The organism is Actinomadura coerulea (genome assembly GCF_014208105.1).
Classification (GTDB): Bacteria; Actinomycetota; Actinomycetes; order Streptosporangiales; family Streptosporangiaceae; genus Spirillospora; species Spirillospora coerulea.
In genome coordinates this window covers 1,596,173-1,612,286 of record NZ_JACHMQ010000001.1, presented here as the reverse complement: position 1 = coordinate 1,612,286, position 16,114 = coordinate 1,596,173, and the positions used below count along the sequence as shown (strand labels likewise).

The window sequence follows — 16,114 nt, the reverse complement described above, 5'->3', positions numbered from 1 at the left end:
CCGGGCGCCTGCTCCCCGCGTGGTATCCCGCCTCCGCTCCGGCAGGCCGAGACTTGACCTGGCGATCAGATGAAGAGGCGAATCGGGGGGAATGATGCCCTTCGCCCGTCTTCCGATCGCTTTGGGGACACGATGCGTCTTCTTGCTCGCGCTCACCAGATGCCCGTCCGGCTGGCCGTCGGCGCGTTCGTCCTGAACTCGGGCCTGTCGAAGCTCCAGGGGCTGGACGAGGCGGCCGACGAGATCCACGGGACGGCCAAGACCGCCTACCCGTTCCTGGATTCGCAGGACCCGCGGGACTTCACCCGCAACCTCGGCAGGGCGGAGGTCGCCCTCGGCACCGTGCTGCTGGTGCCGCTGGTGCCCTCCCTCGTCGCGGGCGCGGCGCTCACCGCGTTCTCGGCCGGGCTGACCGGCCTGTACCTGCGGCTGCCCGGCACCCGGCAGGAGGGCGGGCTGCGCCCCTCCCCGCAGGGCATCCCGCTCGCCAAGGACACCTGGCTGGTCGGGATCGGCGCCTCGCTCGTGCTGGAGGAACTGGCCAGGTCGCGCGCCGAGCGCCGCGGCCGCAAGTGACCCGTCCTTGACGCGGGGCCGCGGCCCCGGTGAGGATCGGCGCGTCCCCCGAGGAGACCGCGCCATGACGTCCGAGCCCCGTCCGTCCCCCCTCGTCCGCGTGGCGGACGACGCCGACACCGCGCCGCTCGCGGGCGTGCTCGGGCGCGCCTTCGGCGACGACCCGGTCTGGCGCTGGCTCCTGCCCGACGACGCCTCCCGGGTGCGGCGGATGACCGCGCTGTTCGACATCCTGCTGCGGAGGGTGCACCTCCCCCACGGAGCGACCGAGACCACCGGGCGCGGGGACGGGGCGGAGGCCGCCGCGCTGTGGGACCCGCCCGGTCTGTGGAGCGTGCCGCTGCGGTTGCAGGCCGCGTACGCCGTGCCGCTGCTGCGCATCCTGGGCGCCAGGACGCCGGCCACCCTCCGCACGCTCAGCGCGATCGAGAAGCACCACCCGCGCGAGCCGCACTGGTACCTGGCCGTGCTCGGCACCGATCCCCCGGCCCAGGGCAACGGCCTGGGCGCGGCCCTGCTGCGGTCGCGGCTCGACCGCTGCGACGCCGAGGGCCTGCCCGCCTACCTGGAGTCGTCCAAGGAACAGAACGTGCCCTACTACGAGCGGTTCGGCTTCCGGGTGACGCGCGAACTGCCGCTGCCGGGCAGGGGGTGCCCGGCGGTCTGGCTCATGTGGCGCGACCCCGAGGGGTGACCCGCCTCCACCGGGAAACGGCGTCTTCGGTTAAGTGCTTGTCATGGCCGGAAAAGGCCAGTCGCAGGCCGGTGCCCGCGCGCGGGCGCGCCCGCGCCCCGGCGGTGCGTCGCAGTACCGGACGATGATGGGCCAAACCCGGCTGTCCCCATGCGGCCATGTGTCCGGCGGGTTTCGGACGGCCTACCGGACGCCGCCGTCTCCGGGCCCGCCGCGGCCGCCTACCGTCGTAAGCGAGCCATTGCACCGATCCCCTCTGGTGAAGGCGACAGGTGAAGCACCATGCCCATGGCCGGCACGAGGGCGCCGGAGACCACCCCTCTCGCCCTGCACAGGCCGGGTTCGGCGCGCGTCCAGGACTACCTCCTCGGCGGCAAGGACAACTACGCGTCCGACCGCGACCTCGCCCAGCGGATCCTGCGGGTCCTGCCGCAGGCGGCGGCGGCCGCCCGCGCCGCCCGCCGCTTCCTCGCCGCCTCGGCCGCGCTGCTCGCCGGACGCGGCGTGCGGCAGTTCGTCGACCTCGGCTGCGGCCTGCCGCGGACCGCCAACCTGCACCAGATGGCCGCGGGCCGCGACGGCGGCGCCCGCGTCGTCTACGTCGACCACGACCCGCTCGTCATCGCCCACGCCCGCGCGCTGCTCATCGACGGCGGCAACGTCGCGGCGCTGCGGGCCGACATCCGCGACCCGGCCGCCGTCATGGGCAGTCCCGAGGTGCGGCGGCTCATCGATCCGGCCGAACCGGTCGCGCTGGTGTTCTCCAGCGTCCTGCACTTCGTGGAGGGCGCCGGGGACCTCGTCGCCGACCTCGCGGCGGCCACCGCGCCCGGCAGCGCGCTGGTCGTCTCGCACGCCACGGCCGACTTCGCCCCCGGCTCCGTCACCGAGGCCGCGCGGCTCTACGGCGAGGCGACCTCGGTCCCGGTGCATCCGCGCGGCGGCGCCGAGATCGCGCGGCTCCTCGGGCCGTTCCGCCCGCTGCCGCCCGGCGTGACGCCGCTCACCGCCGGCGGACCCGCCGGCCCCGGCGACGCGCCGGTCATGTACGGAGCCGTCGGCGTCCGCTGACGCCGATGTGGGGTTGATCACATTTCTCCGATAAGCCGCGTTCCGGCGAGGTCCTCCGGTTCGCCGTGCCCGCCCTGGTCTCGCCGCTCATCCGGCGTCCGCGTCCCGTGACGCTGCGTCAGCCGACGGCTGGCGCTGTTAAGAGAAATCTCATTTGCCCGTTAGAAACGGTAACGGTTCGGCCCCTATCGTGGCCCGGATGCCGACGAACACCCTGACTCCGCCTGACACGACGATCGGCGCTCCCCCGGCGAAGGCACCGCGCATGGGGTGGCTGGACGCGCTGCGCGGCCTCGCCGCCCTGGTGGTGGTGTTCGAGCACTCCCTGGACGTGCTGCTGCCCGAGGTCCGCCAGGCGACCGGCCCGTGGTTCGACTTCGGCCGGTACGGGGTCTTCGTGTTCTTCCTCGTCAGCGGCTACGTCGTGCCGTTCTCCCTGGAGCGGCGCGGCAGCGTCCGGCAGTTCTGGCTGGGGCGGTTCTTCCGGCTGTACCCGGCGTGGGGCGTGTCGGTGGTCCTGGCGCTGCTGCTCGGCGCGGCCGGCCTGTCCTACGGCGTGCCCGCGGCGATCGGCGACCGGCCCTGGGCGTCCGCGCTGGCGCACCTGACGATGCTGCAGGACCTGCTGGGCGTCCCGAACGTCGTCAACGTCTTCTGGACGCTGTCCTACGAGATGGTCTTCTACCTGCTCGTGACCGCGATGTTCGTCGCCGGCGTGCACCGCGCCAGCGCCCGGGTCGCCCTCGGCTTCGGCGTGGGCGCCGCCATCCTCGGGGTCGCGCTGCCGTCCGGGCTGCTGGCCTCCCGGTGGCCGGGCGGGACGGTCCTCGCCGCCGCGCTGCTGCTCGCCGGCGGGCTGGCCGCCATGGTCAGCCGGAACCGCGGGCTGCGGCGGACGGGCGTCGCGGTGGCGGCCGCGCTGGCCCTCGTCCTGCTCGTGCTGAACAGCCGCATCGGCGCGATCGAGAGCCTGTGCATCATCGCCACCATGTTCGCCGGGACCGCGATCCGCGGCATCCAGGACGGGCGGCTCCGGCCCGGGCCCGCCGCGGCGATGGTGGCGATCGTCCCCGCCCTGACGCTGGCGGCGGGCCTGCGCGCGCCGACCAGCTGGGCGCTGCACGCCAACCCGAACCCCCTCGGCCTGGACTGGTCCATCGCCGTGGGCGCCGCATGGCTGACGTTCCTGGCCGGGCTCGCCCTGCGGAACCGCTCCATGCCGCGCGTGTTCGTGTGGCTGGGCCTGGTCAGCTACTCGGTCTACCTGCTGCACCCGCTGGTCATCCAGGCGATCTGGCACGCCGCCGGACGCGACACCTGGGGGCTGTCGGCGCCGGTCCGGGCGGTCTGGGGCGTGGTGCTGCTGGCGACCGTCCTCACCTCGGCGGCGCTGGCGCACCGCTACGTCGAGCGGCCCGCGCAGAACCTCGGCCGCCGCCTGACGGCCCGCCGACGCTCCTCCGCGGCCCCCGCGCCCTCCGCGGCCTCCGCACCGCAGCCCGCGCATCCCTGACCGCCCGGTCCGGGGGGTGATGACAGGGTTCGCTTTCTTGCCTAGGGTGATTCGCCCGAGCCCACCCCGCCGATCGGACAACGGATGACCGAAGGGCCGATGCCCGCCGAGGTGCCCGACGTTCTGCGGCAGCACCTCCAGGCCGCCGTGGACGAGATGGAGCGGGAGATCCGCGACCAGGTCCCCGAGTACGCGGGCGCCGACGGCGGCGAGTACGCCCGGAAGGTGGAGCGGACGGTCAGCGACACCGTCGCGTTCTTCGTGGACTCCGTCGACCATCCGACCGCGGACGCGCGCAAGATCACCGAGCTGTACATGCGGCTCGGCGAGGAGGAGGCGCGGCAGGGCGGGAGCCTGGCCGCGCTGCAGAACGCGATGCGCGTGAGCAGCCAGGTCGCCTGCCGCAGGTTCATCAAGGACGCCTACCGGCTCGGCTGGTCGCGCGAGACGCTCGGCCGGCTCACCGACTCGCTGTTCCTGCTGCTGGCGCGCGCCGCCGACGCCGCCGCGCAGGGGTACGCCCGCGAGCAGGGCCAGCTGGCGACCGAGCGGGAGCGCCGCCGCGACCGGCTCCGCGACCTGCTGGTCGCCGAGCCCCCGCCCGGGCACGAGGCGGTCGCCGAGCTGGCGGTCGCGGCCCGCTGGGAGCTGCCGAGGAGCATCGCGCTGGTGGCGCTGCCGGCGGGGGCGCCCGCCGGCGCCCGGATCCTGCCGCCCGCGGTGCTGGCCGACTGGGAGGCGCCGGTCCCCTTCCTCGTGGTGCCCGACCCGGAGGGCCCCGGCCAGGACCGGCTGTGGCCGGCGCTGCGCAGGCTCGGCACCTCGGCGCTCGGCCCGACCGTCCCGATCGGGCAGGGCGCGCTCTCGCTGCGCTGGGCCCGGCACGCCCTGACCCTGGCGGAACGGGGGCTGCTGCCGGGCGAGGGCCCGGTCCGGTGCGTGGACCACGTCGCGTCCCTGGCCACGCTCGCGGCGGACGAACTGGTCGGCGCGACCGCCGAGGCCCTCCTCGGGCCGCTGCTGGAGCTGCCCCCGGCGCGGCGGCAGCCGCTCGCCGAGACGCTGCTGACCTACCTGCAGTGCGGCGACAACGCGGTGATCGCCGCGGAGCGGCTGCACATCCACGAGCAGACCGTCCGGTACCGGCTGCGCCGCATCACGGAGCTGACGGGCGGCCGATTCACCGAGCCGGACGGCCGGCTCGACCTCATGCTGATGCTGAGCTGGCTGGTGCGGACGGGCCGCGCCGACCGGACGGGACGGGACGGGACGACGGCGTAGCCGCGGCTCACAGGAACGCCGCGACGCGGGCGGCGAACTCCTCCGGCGTGACGGTCTCGATGCCGAGCCGCTCGGCCTTGGCCTTCTTGGACCCGGCCTTCTCCCCCGCGACCAGCAGGGACGTGCGGGACGACACCGACGAGGACGCCGTGCCCCCGGCGCGTTCGATCAGCTCGTTCACCTGGCCGCGCGACAGGCCGTCGAGCGGGCCGGACATCGCTCCGGTGACGACGACGGACATCCCGGCGAGGGGCGGGTCGGCGGCGCCGGCCCCGGCGGCCTGCCCGGCCTCCCGCCCGGCGGGGACCCCGGCGCCCGGCTCGGTCATCGCGACCCCGGCGGCGGCGAGCTTGTCGATCAGGGGGGCCAGCTCGGCGATCTCCGCGACCAGGACCGCGGCGCGCTCCGGCCCGACGCCCTCGACCTCCTGGAGCGCCTCGGCGTCCGCGGCGCGGATCGCGTCCATCGTGCCGAAGTGGCGGGCGATGCGGCGCGACATCGACCGGCCGGTGCCGCGCACCCCGAGCGCGCAGAACACCTTGCTCAGCGGCTTGGCCTTGGCGCCCTCGATCGCGGCGAGAAGGGCGGTGGTGCTGGTCTCGCCCATCCGATCCAGGGCGATGACCTGGTCGTAGGTGAGGGTGAACAGGTCGGCGAAGTCGGTGATCAGCCCCTCGGCGATGAGCTGGTCGATGCGGCCCTCGCCGAGGCCCTCGATGTCGAACTGGTCGCGGGCCACCGCGTAGCGGACGGAGACGACGGCGTGGCAGGCGCGGCCCCGGACGCACCTCCAGCGCTGCTGGGAGGCATCGATGCCGTCGCCGCAGCGCGGGCAGGCCGCGGGGATCTCGACGGGCCGCTCCCGCCCGGTGCGCAGGTGCGTGACGGGCGCCTCCACGCGCGGGATGACGTCGCCCGCCTTGTAGACGGTGACGTGGTCGCCGATCATGAGTCCGCGCCGCTCGATGTCGGCGGCGTTGTGCAGGGTCGCGTAGGTGACGGTGGAGCCGTCCACCTCGACGGGCTCCAGGACGGCGCGGGGCGCGATGACCCCGGTGCGGCCGACGTTCCACTCGACGTCCAGCAGCCGGGTGATCTTCTCGACCGCGGGCAGCTTGTAGGCGACCGCCCAGCGCGGGGCGCGCGAGGACAGGCCGGCGTCGGCCTGGTCGGCCGCCGCGTCCGCCTTGATCACGATGCCGTCGATGCCGAAGTCGAGCCCGGCGCGCAGCGCGGCGATCTCCTCGACCCGCTCCAGCACCCGCTCCAGCGACGTCGCGGTGATCCCCGGGGCGGACGTCGCGGCCGTGGTGTTCGCGCCGAGGCCGGCGACCAGCTCCATGATCTGGCTGTGCGGCAGGCCGCGCAGGCGCGCGGCCGTCTCGCCGTCGGTGCCGTCCATCGGGAGCGCCCCGTAGGCGAAGAAGGTCATCTCCACCTCGTAGGGGTGGTCCCTGGTGCGCAGGGATCCGGCGGCGGCGCTGCGCGGGTTGGCGAACGTCGTTCCCACGGCGGCGGTGCGGGCGGCGTTGGCGGCCTCGAACTGGGCCCGCGTCATCAGCACCTCGCCGCGCAGCTCGACGGTGAGCGGGCGGGCGAGGCGACCCGGCAGGCCGAGGATCATGCCGGTGCAGTGCGACACGTCGTCCCCGGCGGCGCCGTCGCCCCGCGTCACCAGCTGGACGAGCCGCCCGCCCCGGTAGCGGGCGGAGATCGCCATGCCGTCCAGCTTCGGCTCCACGCTCCACGCCGCGACCTCGCGGCCGAGCCTGCGGGCCAGGCGCGCCGCCCACGTCCGCAGGCCCTCGGCGGAGAACACGTTGTCCAGGCTCAGCATCGGGACGGTGTGCGGGACGTCGCCGACCACCGCTCCCCCGGCGACCTTGCCCGTCGGGGACTCGGGCAGCACGTCGTCCGGATGGCCGGCCTCGTAGGCGGCGATGCCGCGCACCAGCCGGTCGTAGGCGTCGTCGTCGAGCGGCGAGTCGCCCTCGCCGTAGTAGGCGGCGGAGGCGGCGACCGCGGTCTGGACGGCGGCGGCGTAGGCCGCCCGGTCGCCGATCTCGGTGCTGGCCGGGGTGTCGCTCATGACGACATCATGCCTGGTCCCACCGACGTTCCCAGGCGGTCAGCCGGTGCCCAGGCGATGCCCGAGAAACGCCAGTTCGCGGCGGAGCTGCCGCCGCCAGAAGGCCGCGTCGTGGCATCCGCCCTCCAGCCCGCCCGCGGGCCGGACCCTGTCGCGGAACTCCCGCACCCGGTCGGCGAACGGGTCGCTCGTGCCGCAGTCGACGCGCAGCGGGACGCCCTTCAGCTCCTCCAGCGCGCCGAAGACGTCGTGGCGGTCGTAGTCCGCCGCGCCGTCGAACGAGCGGCGGTTGGCGGCGACCGCGTCCTCGTAGGAGGCGAACAGGGCCGGGGACGAGGCGACCACGGCGGCCGTGCGGGCGCGGCCGAGGCGGCGGGCCAGCACGAGGGCGCCGTAGCCGCCCATCGACCAGCCGATGGCGCCCACGCGGCCGGTGCGGGCGCCGCGGTCGCGCAGCCGCGGCAGCAGCTCGTCCACGATCATGCCGAGGGGGTCGTCGCCGGAGGCGCGGGGATGCCAGTAGGTGTCGGGCCCGCCGTCCACGCTCACCAGGGTGAACGGAGGGACGCCGCCGCGGGCGACGGCGTCGGGCAGGTAGTGGTCCAGGGCCAGTTTCCGCACGAGGGAGGCGCCGTCCTCACCGGTGCCGTGCAGCGCGACGACCACCGGCAGGCCGCGCGGCGGCCGGTCCGCGGCGGGTGGGACGACGGTCGCGGTGACGGTCGCGCGGCGGTGCGCGGAACGCCAGGTCATCGTCTCGGTCCGGACGGACGCGGGCGGCGGCGCGGGCACGTCCCCGCACCTGCCGAGCGCGCGGTCCAGCGGGACCTTGCCGGGGAGCACCTCGCTCTCCACCAGCGCGTAGCCGGTGCCGCCCGCGGCGGCGGCGGCGCCGATGCCGCCGAGCCCGCCGAGGACGAGGGCGCGTCGGGTGATCAAAGAGGGTCCTAATCAGTTCTGGGAGTAAGCCATCCGGCAGACTCCTGGGTTGGTGGACTGGCCAGAGCCCGGTTGCCTGAAAGGGGTGGCCGGTATGGCCCGGCTGCACGCGGTCCTTGGAGAGTTGGCGGGAGACGACGCCGACGAGGTCGAGGTGGTGGTCGGGATCGAGACCGACCGCGGGCCGTGGGTGGGGGCGCTGGTCGCGGCCGGCTACCGGGTGCTGGCGGTCAACCCGCTGCAGGCCGCCCGGTTCCGGGACCGGCTCGGGGTCTCCGGCGCCAAGAGCGACGCCGGAGACGCTCATGTGCTGGCCGATATGGTCCGTACCCATGCCCACCAGCTGCGGCCGGTCGCGGGCGACAGCGCCCTGGCCGAGGCGATCAAGGTCGTGGCCCGCACCCACAAGACACTGATCTGGGAACGGACCCGCCACACCCAGCGGCTGCGGCACGCGCTGCGCGACTACTTCCCCGCCGCGCTGACCGCGTTCGAGGACCTGGACGCCGCCGACACCCTGGAGCTGCTGGCCAAAGCCCCCTCCCCCGATCAGGCGGCCCGGCTGACCATCGGCCGGATCAGCGCCGCGCTCAGGCGGGCACACCGCCGCGACATCGCCGGCAAGGCCGCCGCCCTCCAATCGGCGCTGCGCACCGAGCACCTCGACCAACCCGAGGTCGTCACCGCCGCCTACGCCGCGTCCGTCCAGGCGCTCATCGCTGTCCTGACCGTCCTCAACCAGCAGATCAAGACCATGGAAAAGCAGGTCGAAGCTCATTTTGGGCAGCACCCGGCCGCTGAGATCATCCTGTCCCAGCCCGGGCTGGGACAGGTCCTGGGCGCCCGGGTACTCGCAGAATTCGGCGACGACCCCGACCGCTACACCTCGGCCAAGGCCCGTAAGAACTACGCCGGAACATCCCCCATCACCCGCGCGTCCGGGAAGAAGAAGACCGCCCTGGCCCGGTTCGTCCACAACGACCGGCTCATCGACGCCCTCCTCACCCAGGCCTACTGCGCCCTGCTCAGATCGCCCGGCGCACGCGCCTACTACGACCGGCAACGAGCCCGCGGCAGCAGCCACAACGCTGCCCTGCGCCAACTCGCCAACCGACTCGTCGGCATCCTTCACGGATGCCTTAAAACCGGTACGTCCTATGACGAGACGACCGCTTGGTCCCATCACACCGAGAACGTCGCAGCTTGACATCTACGCTCCTGGGATGTCTTTCAGGAGGGTCCGGGCACCGTATCGCCCTCGCGGGACGCGTGCGCGGACCGCGACAGCAGCGCGACTCCCCCGGTGAGCAGGAGCACGCTGAACGACAGGGCCGTCAGCGCCGCGGCCGTCCGGGGCGGCAGCGTCTGGAAGGCGAAGGCGGCCACCAGGTAGGACGCGATGGGGTTCGTCATCGTCATCGCGGTCATGGCGGCGGGCAGCGATCCGGCGGCGAACGCCCGCTGCTCGATGACCAGGCCGAGCAGCGTGCTGCCCGCCAGCGCGTAGCCGGGCCAGTCCACCGCGGTGGCCGCGACCCCGCGGTCGACCAGGTCGGCGGTGGTGAGCTTGATGAGCACGGCGGTCGCGGCGAAGCACAGGCCGGCGCAGACGCCGAGCAGCGCGGCCCGCACGGGCCCCTTGCGCAGCCATGCCGCCCGCGACAGGGCGACGATGACCGGCGCGGCGATGAGCCCGGCGAGCAGGATCCGCGGCCGGGACGGCTCCCCCTGGGGCGGGATCGCTCCCGGAACCGTGAACAGGACGGCGAGGCCGGCGGTCACGGCGATGCCGCCGAACAGGTCCAGCCGCGCGGGCCGGCGTCCCGTGCCGATCGTGCCGAGCACGATCGTGAAGACCAGCTGGGTGACCAGCAGCGGCTGGACGACGGCCGTCGAGCCGAAGTGCAGGGCGACGGCCTGCGCGCAGAACCCGCCGAGGTTGACCCCCCACCCGGTCAGCCACACGGGATCGCGGACCAGCCGGCGGGTCAGCCCGTGGGCGGCGGACGCGTCCGAGACGCCGTGCACGGCCCGTCTCGCGGCCCGGTACTGCAGGGCCGCCGCCGCGGCGAACAGGAACGCCGCGAGCAGGCTGAAGCAGACCGCCCAGGCCATCACACCGCCCCCTCACGCCGCCCGCCGCCCGCCGCCCGCCACAGATCATCCTTCCCGTGATCGGACGAGACGACCATGGCCGGCCGCCCGCCCGCGACCTGGACGCGAACTCGAACGGAAGGAGGCCGCAGGTGGCCGGGAGCGGTCGGCGCGTACCCGGCCGCCGTCCCGCGCCGGGGACGCGCGGGACGGCGGGACTCCTCAGCCCGCGGCGGGGATGCCGTTGGCGGGCGCCTGCGGCTGCGGGGTCGTGTAGGGCTGGATCGGGCCGTCGCCGTCGTCGGTGGTCAGCGGCTGCCCCTGGGGCACGACGTTCTGCCCCTTGACCGTGCCGATGACCGCTCCGGTGTACCCGGCGTGCGAATCCGCGCCGTAGGCGAACGGGACGACGCCCGGCCCGGTGAAGCGCGACTTCTCCAGCGCCTCGACGACGCCCTTGCGGGTCGGGTTCTTCCCGGCCGCCTGCAGCGCCTGCGCGAAGGTGTAGGCGACCGACATCCCGTAGACGATGTTGCCGTTGAACGGCAGCTTCGGGATGTACTGGGCATGGATCTTCTTGAACAGCGCCGTCCAGCTGTTGGAGGCGTCGCCCGGCGCGGCGAGGTAGCCGTCGGTCACCATGCCCTGGATGAGCGGGCTGCCCTCGACCTCGCTGCCGCCCTTCTTGGCGAAGCTCTCCAGCAGCCCCGTGAGGGTGATCGGATCGGACCCGACGTTGCTGACGACGAACGTCGGCTTGTAGTTCAGCTTCAGCGCGGCCAGGCGGAACAGCGCCGTGTAGGTGGGGATGCTGAACAGCACGACGACGTCGGCCTTGGACTGCGCGATCGCCTGAGCCTGCGCGCCGATGTCGGTGCTGCCCGGCTGGTAGGACTGCCGGGAGACGACCTGGTCCTTCGGGATGTACTTGTCGAGGCCCTTCACCCCGTCCTGCCCGAAGTCGTCGTTCTGGAAGAAGTAGGCGACCTTCCTGCCCGCGTAGGCCTTCTTGACGTGATCGCCGAGGATCTTGCCCTCGCGGATGTAGTCGACCTGCCAGCCGAACGTCTGCGGGTGCTTGCCCGGCTGGTCCCAGCAGCCGCAGCCGGACGCGACGAACAAGTCAGGGACGCGCTGGGCGTTCAGGTAGTCGACCACCTTGGAGTGCGTGGGCGTGCCCAGCCCGTTGAAGATCGCGAAGACCTTGTCCTGGAGGACGAGCTTCTGCGTCACGCTCACGGTCTGCGTCGGGTTGTAGGCGTCGTCCACGTACTTGTAGACGATCTTTCGTCCGTGCACGCCGCCGTTCGCGTTCACGTAGTCGAAGAACGCCTTGGAGGCCGCGGAGTTGGCGCTGTAGCCGGGCGCGGCCGGCCCGGTCAGCGGCTGGTGGCTGCCGATCGTGACGGTGGTGGCGGTCACGCCGGGCGCCGCCGACCCGCCGCCCCCTCCGTCACCGCCGCAGCCGCTCGCCGCGACCGCCAGCGTCGCCGCGGTCGTCAGGGCGAGCGCCCGCATCGTCCGGGGTCGCTTCATCTGCTCCTCCTGCGTGCGTTGTGGTGGGCCCCGATGTGTCGCTCGGCGCGGGCCCGCGCGACCCGGGAGCCCGGTCGCGCCTCCCGCGCGCCCGGCGCCGGACGGCGCCGCCGATGTCGCGCAGCCCACCCTGGACGCCGCGCGGGAAGGCCAGCGTCACCGCGATGAGCACGAGCCCGTAGACGGCGAGGGGCAGGTTCGACGCGATGTTGTGCGAGAGGCCGGACGAGGACGACAGGTCCGCCGCCCATGTCGGCACGTAGACCAGGATCAGCGCGCCCCACATGGCCCCCGCCAGGCTGCCGAGCCCGCCGATGACGATCGCGGCGATGAGCTGGAGGGACAGCGTGAGCGGGAACGCGCCCGGCGCGGCCAGCGTGGCGACCAGGGCGAGCAGCCCGCCGGCGAGCCCGGCGCAGGCCGCCGAGACGACGGTCGCGGCGATCCGCAGCCGGGCGACGCGGACCCCGCTCAGCGCCGCGGCGATCTCGTCGTCGCGGCTGGCGCGCAGCGTCCGCCCGAACCGGCCGCGGGTCAGGTTGGCGAGCAGGAACAGGGTGGCGACGGCGCCGAGGCAGCAGATCCACGCCTGCCAGCGCTCCAGCGGGAACGTCTCGCCGAGCGCGGCGGGCGGGACCGGCGGGACGATCGTCAGCCCGTTCTGGCCGCCGAGCACGCCGGTGAGCGGCTTGTAGTTGGCGAGGCCGGGCAGCCCGACGGCGAAGGCGAGGGTGGCGCCCGCCAGGTACGGGCCGTGCAGCCGGGCCGCTACGGCGCCGACCACCGCGCCCGCGAGGGCGGTGGCCCCGGCCGCCGCCGGCAGGACCGCCGCGAGCGGCCAGCCCCAGTGACCGATGACCAGCGCGGCGGTGTAGGCGCCGACGGCCATGAACGCGCCGTGCCCGAGGGAGATCTGCCCGCCGAGGCCCGTCAGCACCGTCAGGCCCGCGACCGCGCAGGTGAGGTAGGCGGCCTGCGCGATCTGCAGGTCCCGGTAGGGGCCCGCGGCCGTCGTCAGGACGTACAGCGCGGCGAGCGCGAGGACGGCGCCGGACGCGTGCCGGGCCAGGGTGGAGCGCTGCTGGACGCGTCGCGCGAAGGCGGTCACGGGGTCACACCCTCCGTCCGGTGCTCGCCGCGAACAGGCCGTTCGGTCTGACCATCAGGACGGCGATGAGGGCCGCGAGCGCTCCGAGGGCGACCAGCTCGGAGCCGAGGTAGCCGGACACGTAGCTGAGGGCGCAGCCGAGCAGGAGCCCGCCGGTCACGGCGCCCGCGGGGCTGTCCAGCCCGCCGATCACGGCGGCGGTGAACCCGAAGACGAGCATGGCGTCGAACTGCGCGGGCCCGACGAACACCGACGGGGCGATCAGCACCCCGGCGAGGGAGCCGACGAGCGCGGCGAGCGCCCAGCCGAGGGTCAGCATCCGGCCGACGCGGACGCCCTGCAGCCGGGCGATCTCCGGCGCGAACGCCGACGCCCGCAGCCGCAGCCCGAGGTCGGTGCGGACGAACAGCAGCGTCAGCAGCACCATGACCGCGGCGACGGCGCCGATGACGAACAGGTCGAACGGCGACAGCAGCAGCCGCGTCCCGCCGGCGGACAGGCCCTTGATCGTGAAGGCGGGCGGGTAGGAGTGCGGCGTGTCGCCCCAGATCATGCCCGCGGCGGCCTGGAGCAGCACCAGCAGGCCGAGGGTGACGATCACCGCGTTCAGCGGCGGCTTGTCCTCCACGGGGCGCACCACGACCCGCTCGACGACGGCGCCCAGCACCAGCCCGGACGCCAGGGCGGCGCCGAGCGCGAGCCAGTAGGAGCCGCCCGCGTCGATGACGCTCCAGGCGAGGAAGGTCGTGAACATCAGCATGCCGCCCTGCGCGAAGTTCACGACGCGGGTGGAGCGCCAGATCAGCACCAGGGCCAGCGCGACCGCCGCGAACACCGCCCCGGAGGTGATCCCGGCGAGCGTGAGATTGAGGAAGCGCACCATCAGAACCCCAGGTAGGCGTGGCGGAGACGGTCGTCGGCGGCGATGGCGGAGGCGGTCTCGTCCGCCACGACGCGGCCGAGGTCCAGGACGACGGCGCGGTCGGCGACCGACAGCGCGCTGCGCGCGTTCTGCTCCACGAGCAGCACGGTCCGGCCGTCCTCGTCGCACAGCCGCCGCAGCACGGCCATCAGCTGGGCGACCACCCGCGGCGCGAGGCCGAGGGACGGCTCGTCCACCAGCAGCAGCCGCGGCGCCCCGGTGAGCGCCCGGGCCAGCGCGAGCATCTGCCGCTCGCCGCCGGACAGGGTGGCGGCGGCGCGGGACCGGCGCTGCGCGAGCGGCGGGAACAGCTCGTACATCTCGGCGACGCGGCGCCCGAGCGCCGCCCGGTCGCGCCGCCACAGCCCGCCGAGCCGCAGGTTGTCCCGCACGGTCAGTTCGGTGATGACGCCGCCGCTCTGCGGGACGTGCGCGACGCCGAGCCGGACGATCTCCTCGACCGCCCGCCCGGTGATGTCCGCGCCGTCCAGCTCGACGCGTCCCGCGCGGGGCCGCAGGAGGCCCGAGACGGCGCGCAGGAGCGTGGTCTTCCCCGCGCCGTTCGCGCCGAGCACGGCGGTGAGCGAGCCCTCCTCGACCGCCAGATCGACGCCGCCGAGCGCGCGGACCGCGCCGTAGGAGACCGTGAGGTCCTTCACCTCAAGCACCGCCGACCTCCTCGCCGAGGTAGGCGTCGAGGACGGCCGGGTCGTCGCGCACGCGCTCCGGCGGGCCGCTCGCGATGACCCTGCCGAAGTCCAGCACGACGACCTGGTCGCAGACGCCCATGACGAGGTCCATGTGGTGCTCGACGAGGACGACGGCGGGCCCGCCGCGCAGCCCGCGGATCAGCCCGGCGAGCTCGTCGATCTCGGCCGCGGACAGCCCGGCGGCGGGCTCGTCCAGCAGCAGCAGGTCGGGCTCGGCCACGAGCGCGCGGGCCAGCGCGACCCGCTTCTGCACGCCGTAGGGCAGCTCCCCCGGCGGCCGCGCGGCCTCGCCGGCGACGCCCAGCTCCGCGAGCCGGGCCATGGCCCGCTCGCGCAGGGCCGCCTCGTCGCGGTCGGCGCGCGGCAGCGCGAACAGGCCGCTCCAGAACCCGGCCCTGGCGTGCGGGTCCGCGCCGACCATCACGTTCTCCAGCACGGTCAGCCCCGGGAACAGCCCGAGGCCCTGGAGGGTCCGGGCGATTCCCAGCCGCGTCAGGTCGTGGGGCCGGTGGCGGCCGAGGACCCGGCCCCGCCAGCGCACCTCACCGGACTCCGGCCGGACGAATCCGCACACGACGTTGAAGAGCGTCGTCTTGCCCGCGCCGTTCGGGCCGATCACGCCGGTGACCCGCCCTTGGGGCGCCGTGAGCGACACCCCGTCCAATGCGACCAGCCCGGCGAAGCGGACGGTCACTTCTCGAAGTTCCAGGATCGCGGAGGAGCCGGACATGTCGCCTCACCTCGCCGATGAATCAGCGCGAATCCCCCGAGGCCCAAATGCACATACCGACTGGTCGGATTAACCGAAGATAGAATCACCGGGCGCTCCGGTCAACAGCCGGATTCGCGCGCTCCCGGCGCGCACCGCGCCCGATCCCCGCCGGGAGGTAGGCTGATCGCCGATCTGCGGGCGGCCGCGCCGGGGCGGCACGGGACCGCGGGGGTCTCCCGGACGGAGGTGGAGTGATGGCGCGGGCGCCCGCGAGCCGGACCGCCGGCACCCTGCCCCTGCCCGACCGGCTGCTGGCCGTGGCGACGCGGATGTTCGCCGAGAAGGGCTTCGAGAACACCTCGGTGCAGGAGATCGTGAACGCCGCCGGGGTGACCAAGGGCGCCATGTACCACTACTTCGGCTCCAAGGACGACCTGCTCTACGAGATCTACCACCGGCTCCTCGGCCTGCAGACGTCCCGGCTGGAGCAGATCGCGGGCGGCCCCGGGACGGCCGCCGAGCGGCTCCGCGCCGCCGCCGTCGACGTCCTCAACACCTCGTTCCTCTACCTGGACGACTTCACCGTCTTCTTCCGCTCGACGCACCTGCTCTCCCGCGACCGCCGGGAGGCCGTCCGCGCCGAACGGCGCCGCTACCACGAGCGCTTCCGCGCCCTGGTCGAGGAGGGCCAGCGCGAGGGCACGTTCCGCACCGAGACGCCCGCCGACATCGCGGTCCACTTCTTCTTCGGCACCGTCCACCAGATCGGCGCCTGGTACCGCCCGGGCGGCCGCCTCAAGACGGCCGCCATCAGCGAGCACTACGTGGACCTGTTCCTCCACGGCCTGGAGAACTAGCGGCCGGCGGGC

14 protein-coding genes and 1 pseudogene are annotated in these 16,114 nt (G+C 74.3%); 7 read left to right on the top strand and 8 right to left on the bottom strand.

Features of this window, described 5'->3' with window-relative positions; translation table 11 throughout:
• The first annotated feature begins 132 nt into the window (after positions 1-132).
• The 5 genes from BKA00_RS07415 (at position 133) to BKA00_RS07395 (ending at position 5,135) form a co-directional block, all read left to right on the top strand.
• Positions 133-576 (top strand): hypothetical protein, encoded by a 444-nt coding sequence (locus BKA00_RS07415; RefSeq protein WP_185024213.1) that lies wholly within the window; start codon positions 133-135, stop codon positions 574-576.
• A gap of 64 nt (positions 577-640) precedes the next feature.
• On the top strand, positions 641-1,270 hold the full coding sequence (locus tag BKA00_RS07410; protein ID WP_185024212.1) for a GNAT family N-acetyltransferase: 630 nt from the start codon (positions 641-643) through the stop codon (positions 1,268-1,270).
• Positions 1,271-1,558: 288 nt separating this feature from the next.
• Entirely contained in the window at positions 1,559-2,341 is a 783-nt protein-coding gene (locus BKA00_RS07405) for an SAM-dependent methyltransferase (protein ID WP_185024211.1), read from the top strand.
• A gap of 199 nt (positions 2,342-2,540) precedes the next feature.
• On the top strand, positions 2,541-3,854 hold the full coding sequence (locus BKA00_RS07400; RefSeq protein WP_185024210.1) for an acyltransferase family protein: 1,314 nt from the start codon (positions 2,541-2,543) through the stop codon (positions 3,852-3,854).
• Between the two features lie 84 nt (positions 3,855-3,938).
• On the top strand, positions 3,939-5,135 hold the full coding sequence (locus BKA00_RS07395; protein ID WP_185024209.1) for a helix-turn-helix domain-containing protein: 1,197 nt from the start codon (positions 3,939-3,941) through the stop codon (positions 5,133-5,135).
• Positions 5,136-5,142: 7 nt separating this feature from the next.
• Here the strand turns inward: BKA00_RS07395 and ligA are convergent, their stop codons facing one another.
• Complete coding sequence (ligA, locus tag BKA00_RS07390; protein ID WP_185024208.1) at positions 5,143-7,224, bottom strand: NAD-dependent DNA ligase LigA; 2,082 nt, start codon at positions 7,222-7,224, stop codon at positions 5,143-5,145.
• A gap of 39 nt (positions 7,225-7,263) precedes the next feature.
• Entirely contained in the window at positions 7,264-8,163 is a 900-nt protein-coding gene (locus BKA00_RS07385; protein ID WP_221493050.1) for an alpha/beta hydrolase, read from the bottom strand.
• Between the two features lie 18 nt (positions 8,164-8,181).
• Between BKA00_RS07385 and BKA00_RS07380 the strand changes: the two are divergent.
• Positions 8,182-9,370 (top strand): annotated as a pseudogene (locus tag BKA00_RS07380) (IS110 family RNA-guided transposase).
• Positions 9,371-9,393: 23 nt separating this feature from the next.
• Here BKA00_RS07380 and BKA00_RS07375 read toward each other — a convergent pair.
• From BKA00_RS07375 to BKA00_RS07350, 6 genes are all read right to left on the bottom strand, one after another.
• Positions 9,394-10,278, bottom strand: a complete 885-nt coding sequence (locus BKA00_RS07375; RefSeq protein ID WP_185024206.1) for a DMT family transporter — start codon at positions 10,276-10,278, stop codon at positions 9,394-9,396.
• Positions 10,279-10,479: 201 nt separating this feature from the next.
• Positions 10,480-11,793, bottom strand: a complete 1,314-nt coding sequence (locus BKA00_RS07370) for an ABC transporter substrate-binding protein (RefSeq protein WP_221493049.1) — start codon at positions 11,791-11,793, stop codon at positions 10,480-10,482.
• Entirely contained in the window at positions 11,711-12,901 is a 1,191-nt protein-coding gene (locus tag BKA00_RS07365) for a branched-chain amino acid ABC transporter permease (RefSeq protein ID WP_185024205.1), read from the bottom strand. Before BKA00_RS07365 ends, BKA00_RS07370 begins: the two co-directional genes overlap by 83 nt.
• A 4-nt stretch (positions 12,902-12,905) precedes the next feature.
• Positions 12,906-13,784 carry a branched-chain amino acid ABC transporter permease gene (locus tag BKA00_RS07360; protein WP_185024204.1) on the bottom strand — a complete coding sequence of 293 codons (879 nt, stop codon included), beginning with the start codon at positions 13,782-13,784 and terminating at the stop codon, positions 12,906-12,908.
• The gene (locus BKA00_RS07355; protein WP_185024203.1) at positions 13,784-14,491 is read right to left on the bottom strand and encodes an ABC transporter ATP-binding protein; all 708 of its coding nucleotides are present in this window, start codon (positions 14,489-14,491) and stop codon (positions 13,784-13,786) included. The genes BKA00_RS07360 and BKA00_RS07355 overlap by 1 nt, the downstream gene beginning before the upstream one ends.
• Positions 14,484-15,263, bottom strand: a complete 780-nt coding sequence (locus BKA00_RS07350) for an ABC transporter ATP-binding protein (protein ID WP_185024202.1) — start codon at positions 15,261-15,263, stop codon at positions 14,484-14,486. Before BKA00_RS07350 ends, BKA00_RS07355 begins: the two co-directional genes overlap by 8 nt.
• A 236-nt stretch (positions 15,264-15,499) precedes the next feature.
• Between BKA00_RS07350 and BKA00_RS07345 the strand changes: the two genes are divergently transcribed.
• Positions 15,500-16,102: a TetR/AcrR family transcriptional regulator gene (locus BKA00_RS07345; protein WP_185024201.1), complete on the top strand. Its 603-nt coding sequence runs from the start codon at positions 15,500-15,502 to the stop codon at positions 16,100-16,102.
• Positions 16,103-16,114 lie beyond the last annotated feature (12 nt).

Bases quoted from the DNA above. Each gene is read 5' to 3' on its own strand.
- BKA00_RS07410 (WP_185024212.1), top strand. From the start codon at position 641: ATGACGTCCGAGCCCCGTCCGTCCCCCCTCGTCCGCGTGGCGGACGAC.
- BKA00_RS07400 (WP_185024210.1), top strand. From the start codon at position 2,541: ATGCCGACGAACACCCTGACTCCGCCTGACACGACGATCGGCGCTCCC.
- BKA00_RS07370 (WP_221493049.1), bottom strand. From the start codon at position 11,793: ATGAAGCGACCCCGGACGATGCGGGCGCTCGCCCTGACGACCGCGGCG.
- BKA00_RS07345 (WP_185024201.1), top strand. From the start codon at position 15,500: ATGGCGCGGGCGCCCGCGAGCCGGACCGCCGGCACCCTGCCCCTGCCC.
- BKA00_RS07395 (WP_185024209.1), top strand. From the start codon at position 3,939: ATGACCGAAGGGCCGATGCCCGCCGAGGTGCCCGACGTTCTGCGGCAG.
- BKA00_RS07360 (WP_185024204.1), bottom strand. From the start codon at position 13,784: ATGGTGCGCTTCCTCAATCTCACGCTCGCCGGGATCACCTCCGGGGCG.
- BKA00_RS07350 (WP_185024202.1), bottom strand. From the start codon at position 15,263: ATGTCCGGCTCCTCCGCGATCCTGGAACTTCGAGAAGTGACCGTCCGC.
- ligA (WP_185024208.1), bottom strand. From the start codon at position 7,224: ATGAGCGACACCCCGGCCAGCACCGAGATCGGCGACCGGGCGGCCTAC.
- BKA00_RS07405 (WP_185024211.1), top strand. From the start codon at position 1,559: ATGGCCGGCACGAGGGCGCCGGAGACCACCCCTCTCGCCCTGCACAGG.
- BKA00_RS07415 (WP_185024213.1), top strand. From the start codon at position 133: ATGCGTCTTCTTGCTCGCGCTCACCAGATGCCCGTCCGGCTGGCCGTC.
- BKA00_RS07375 (WP_185024206.1), bottom strand. From the start codon at position 10,278: ATGGCCTGGGCGGTCTGCTTCAGCCTGCTCGCGGCGTTCCTGTTCGCC.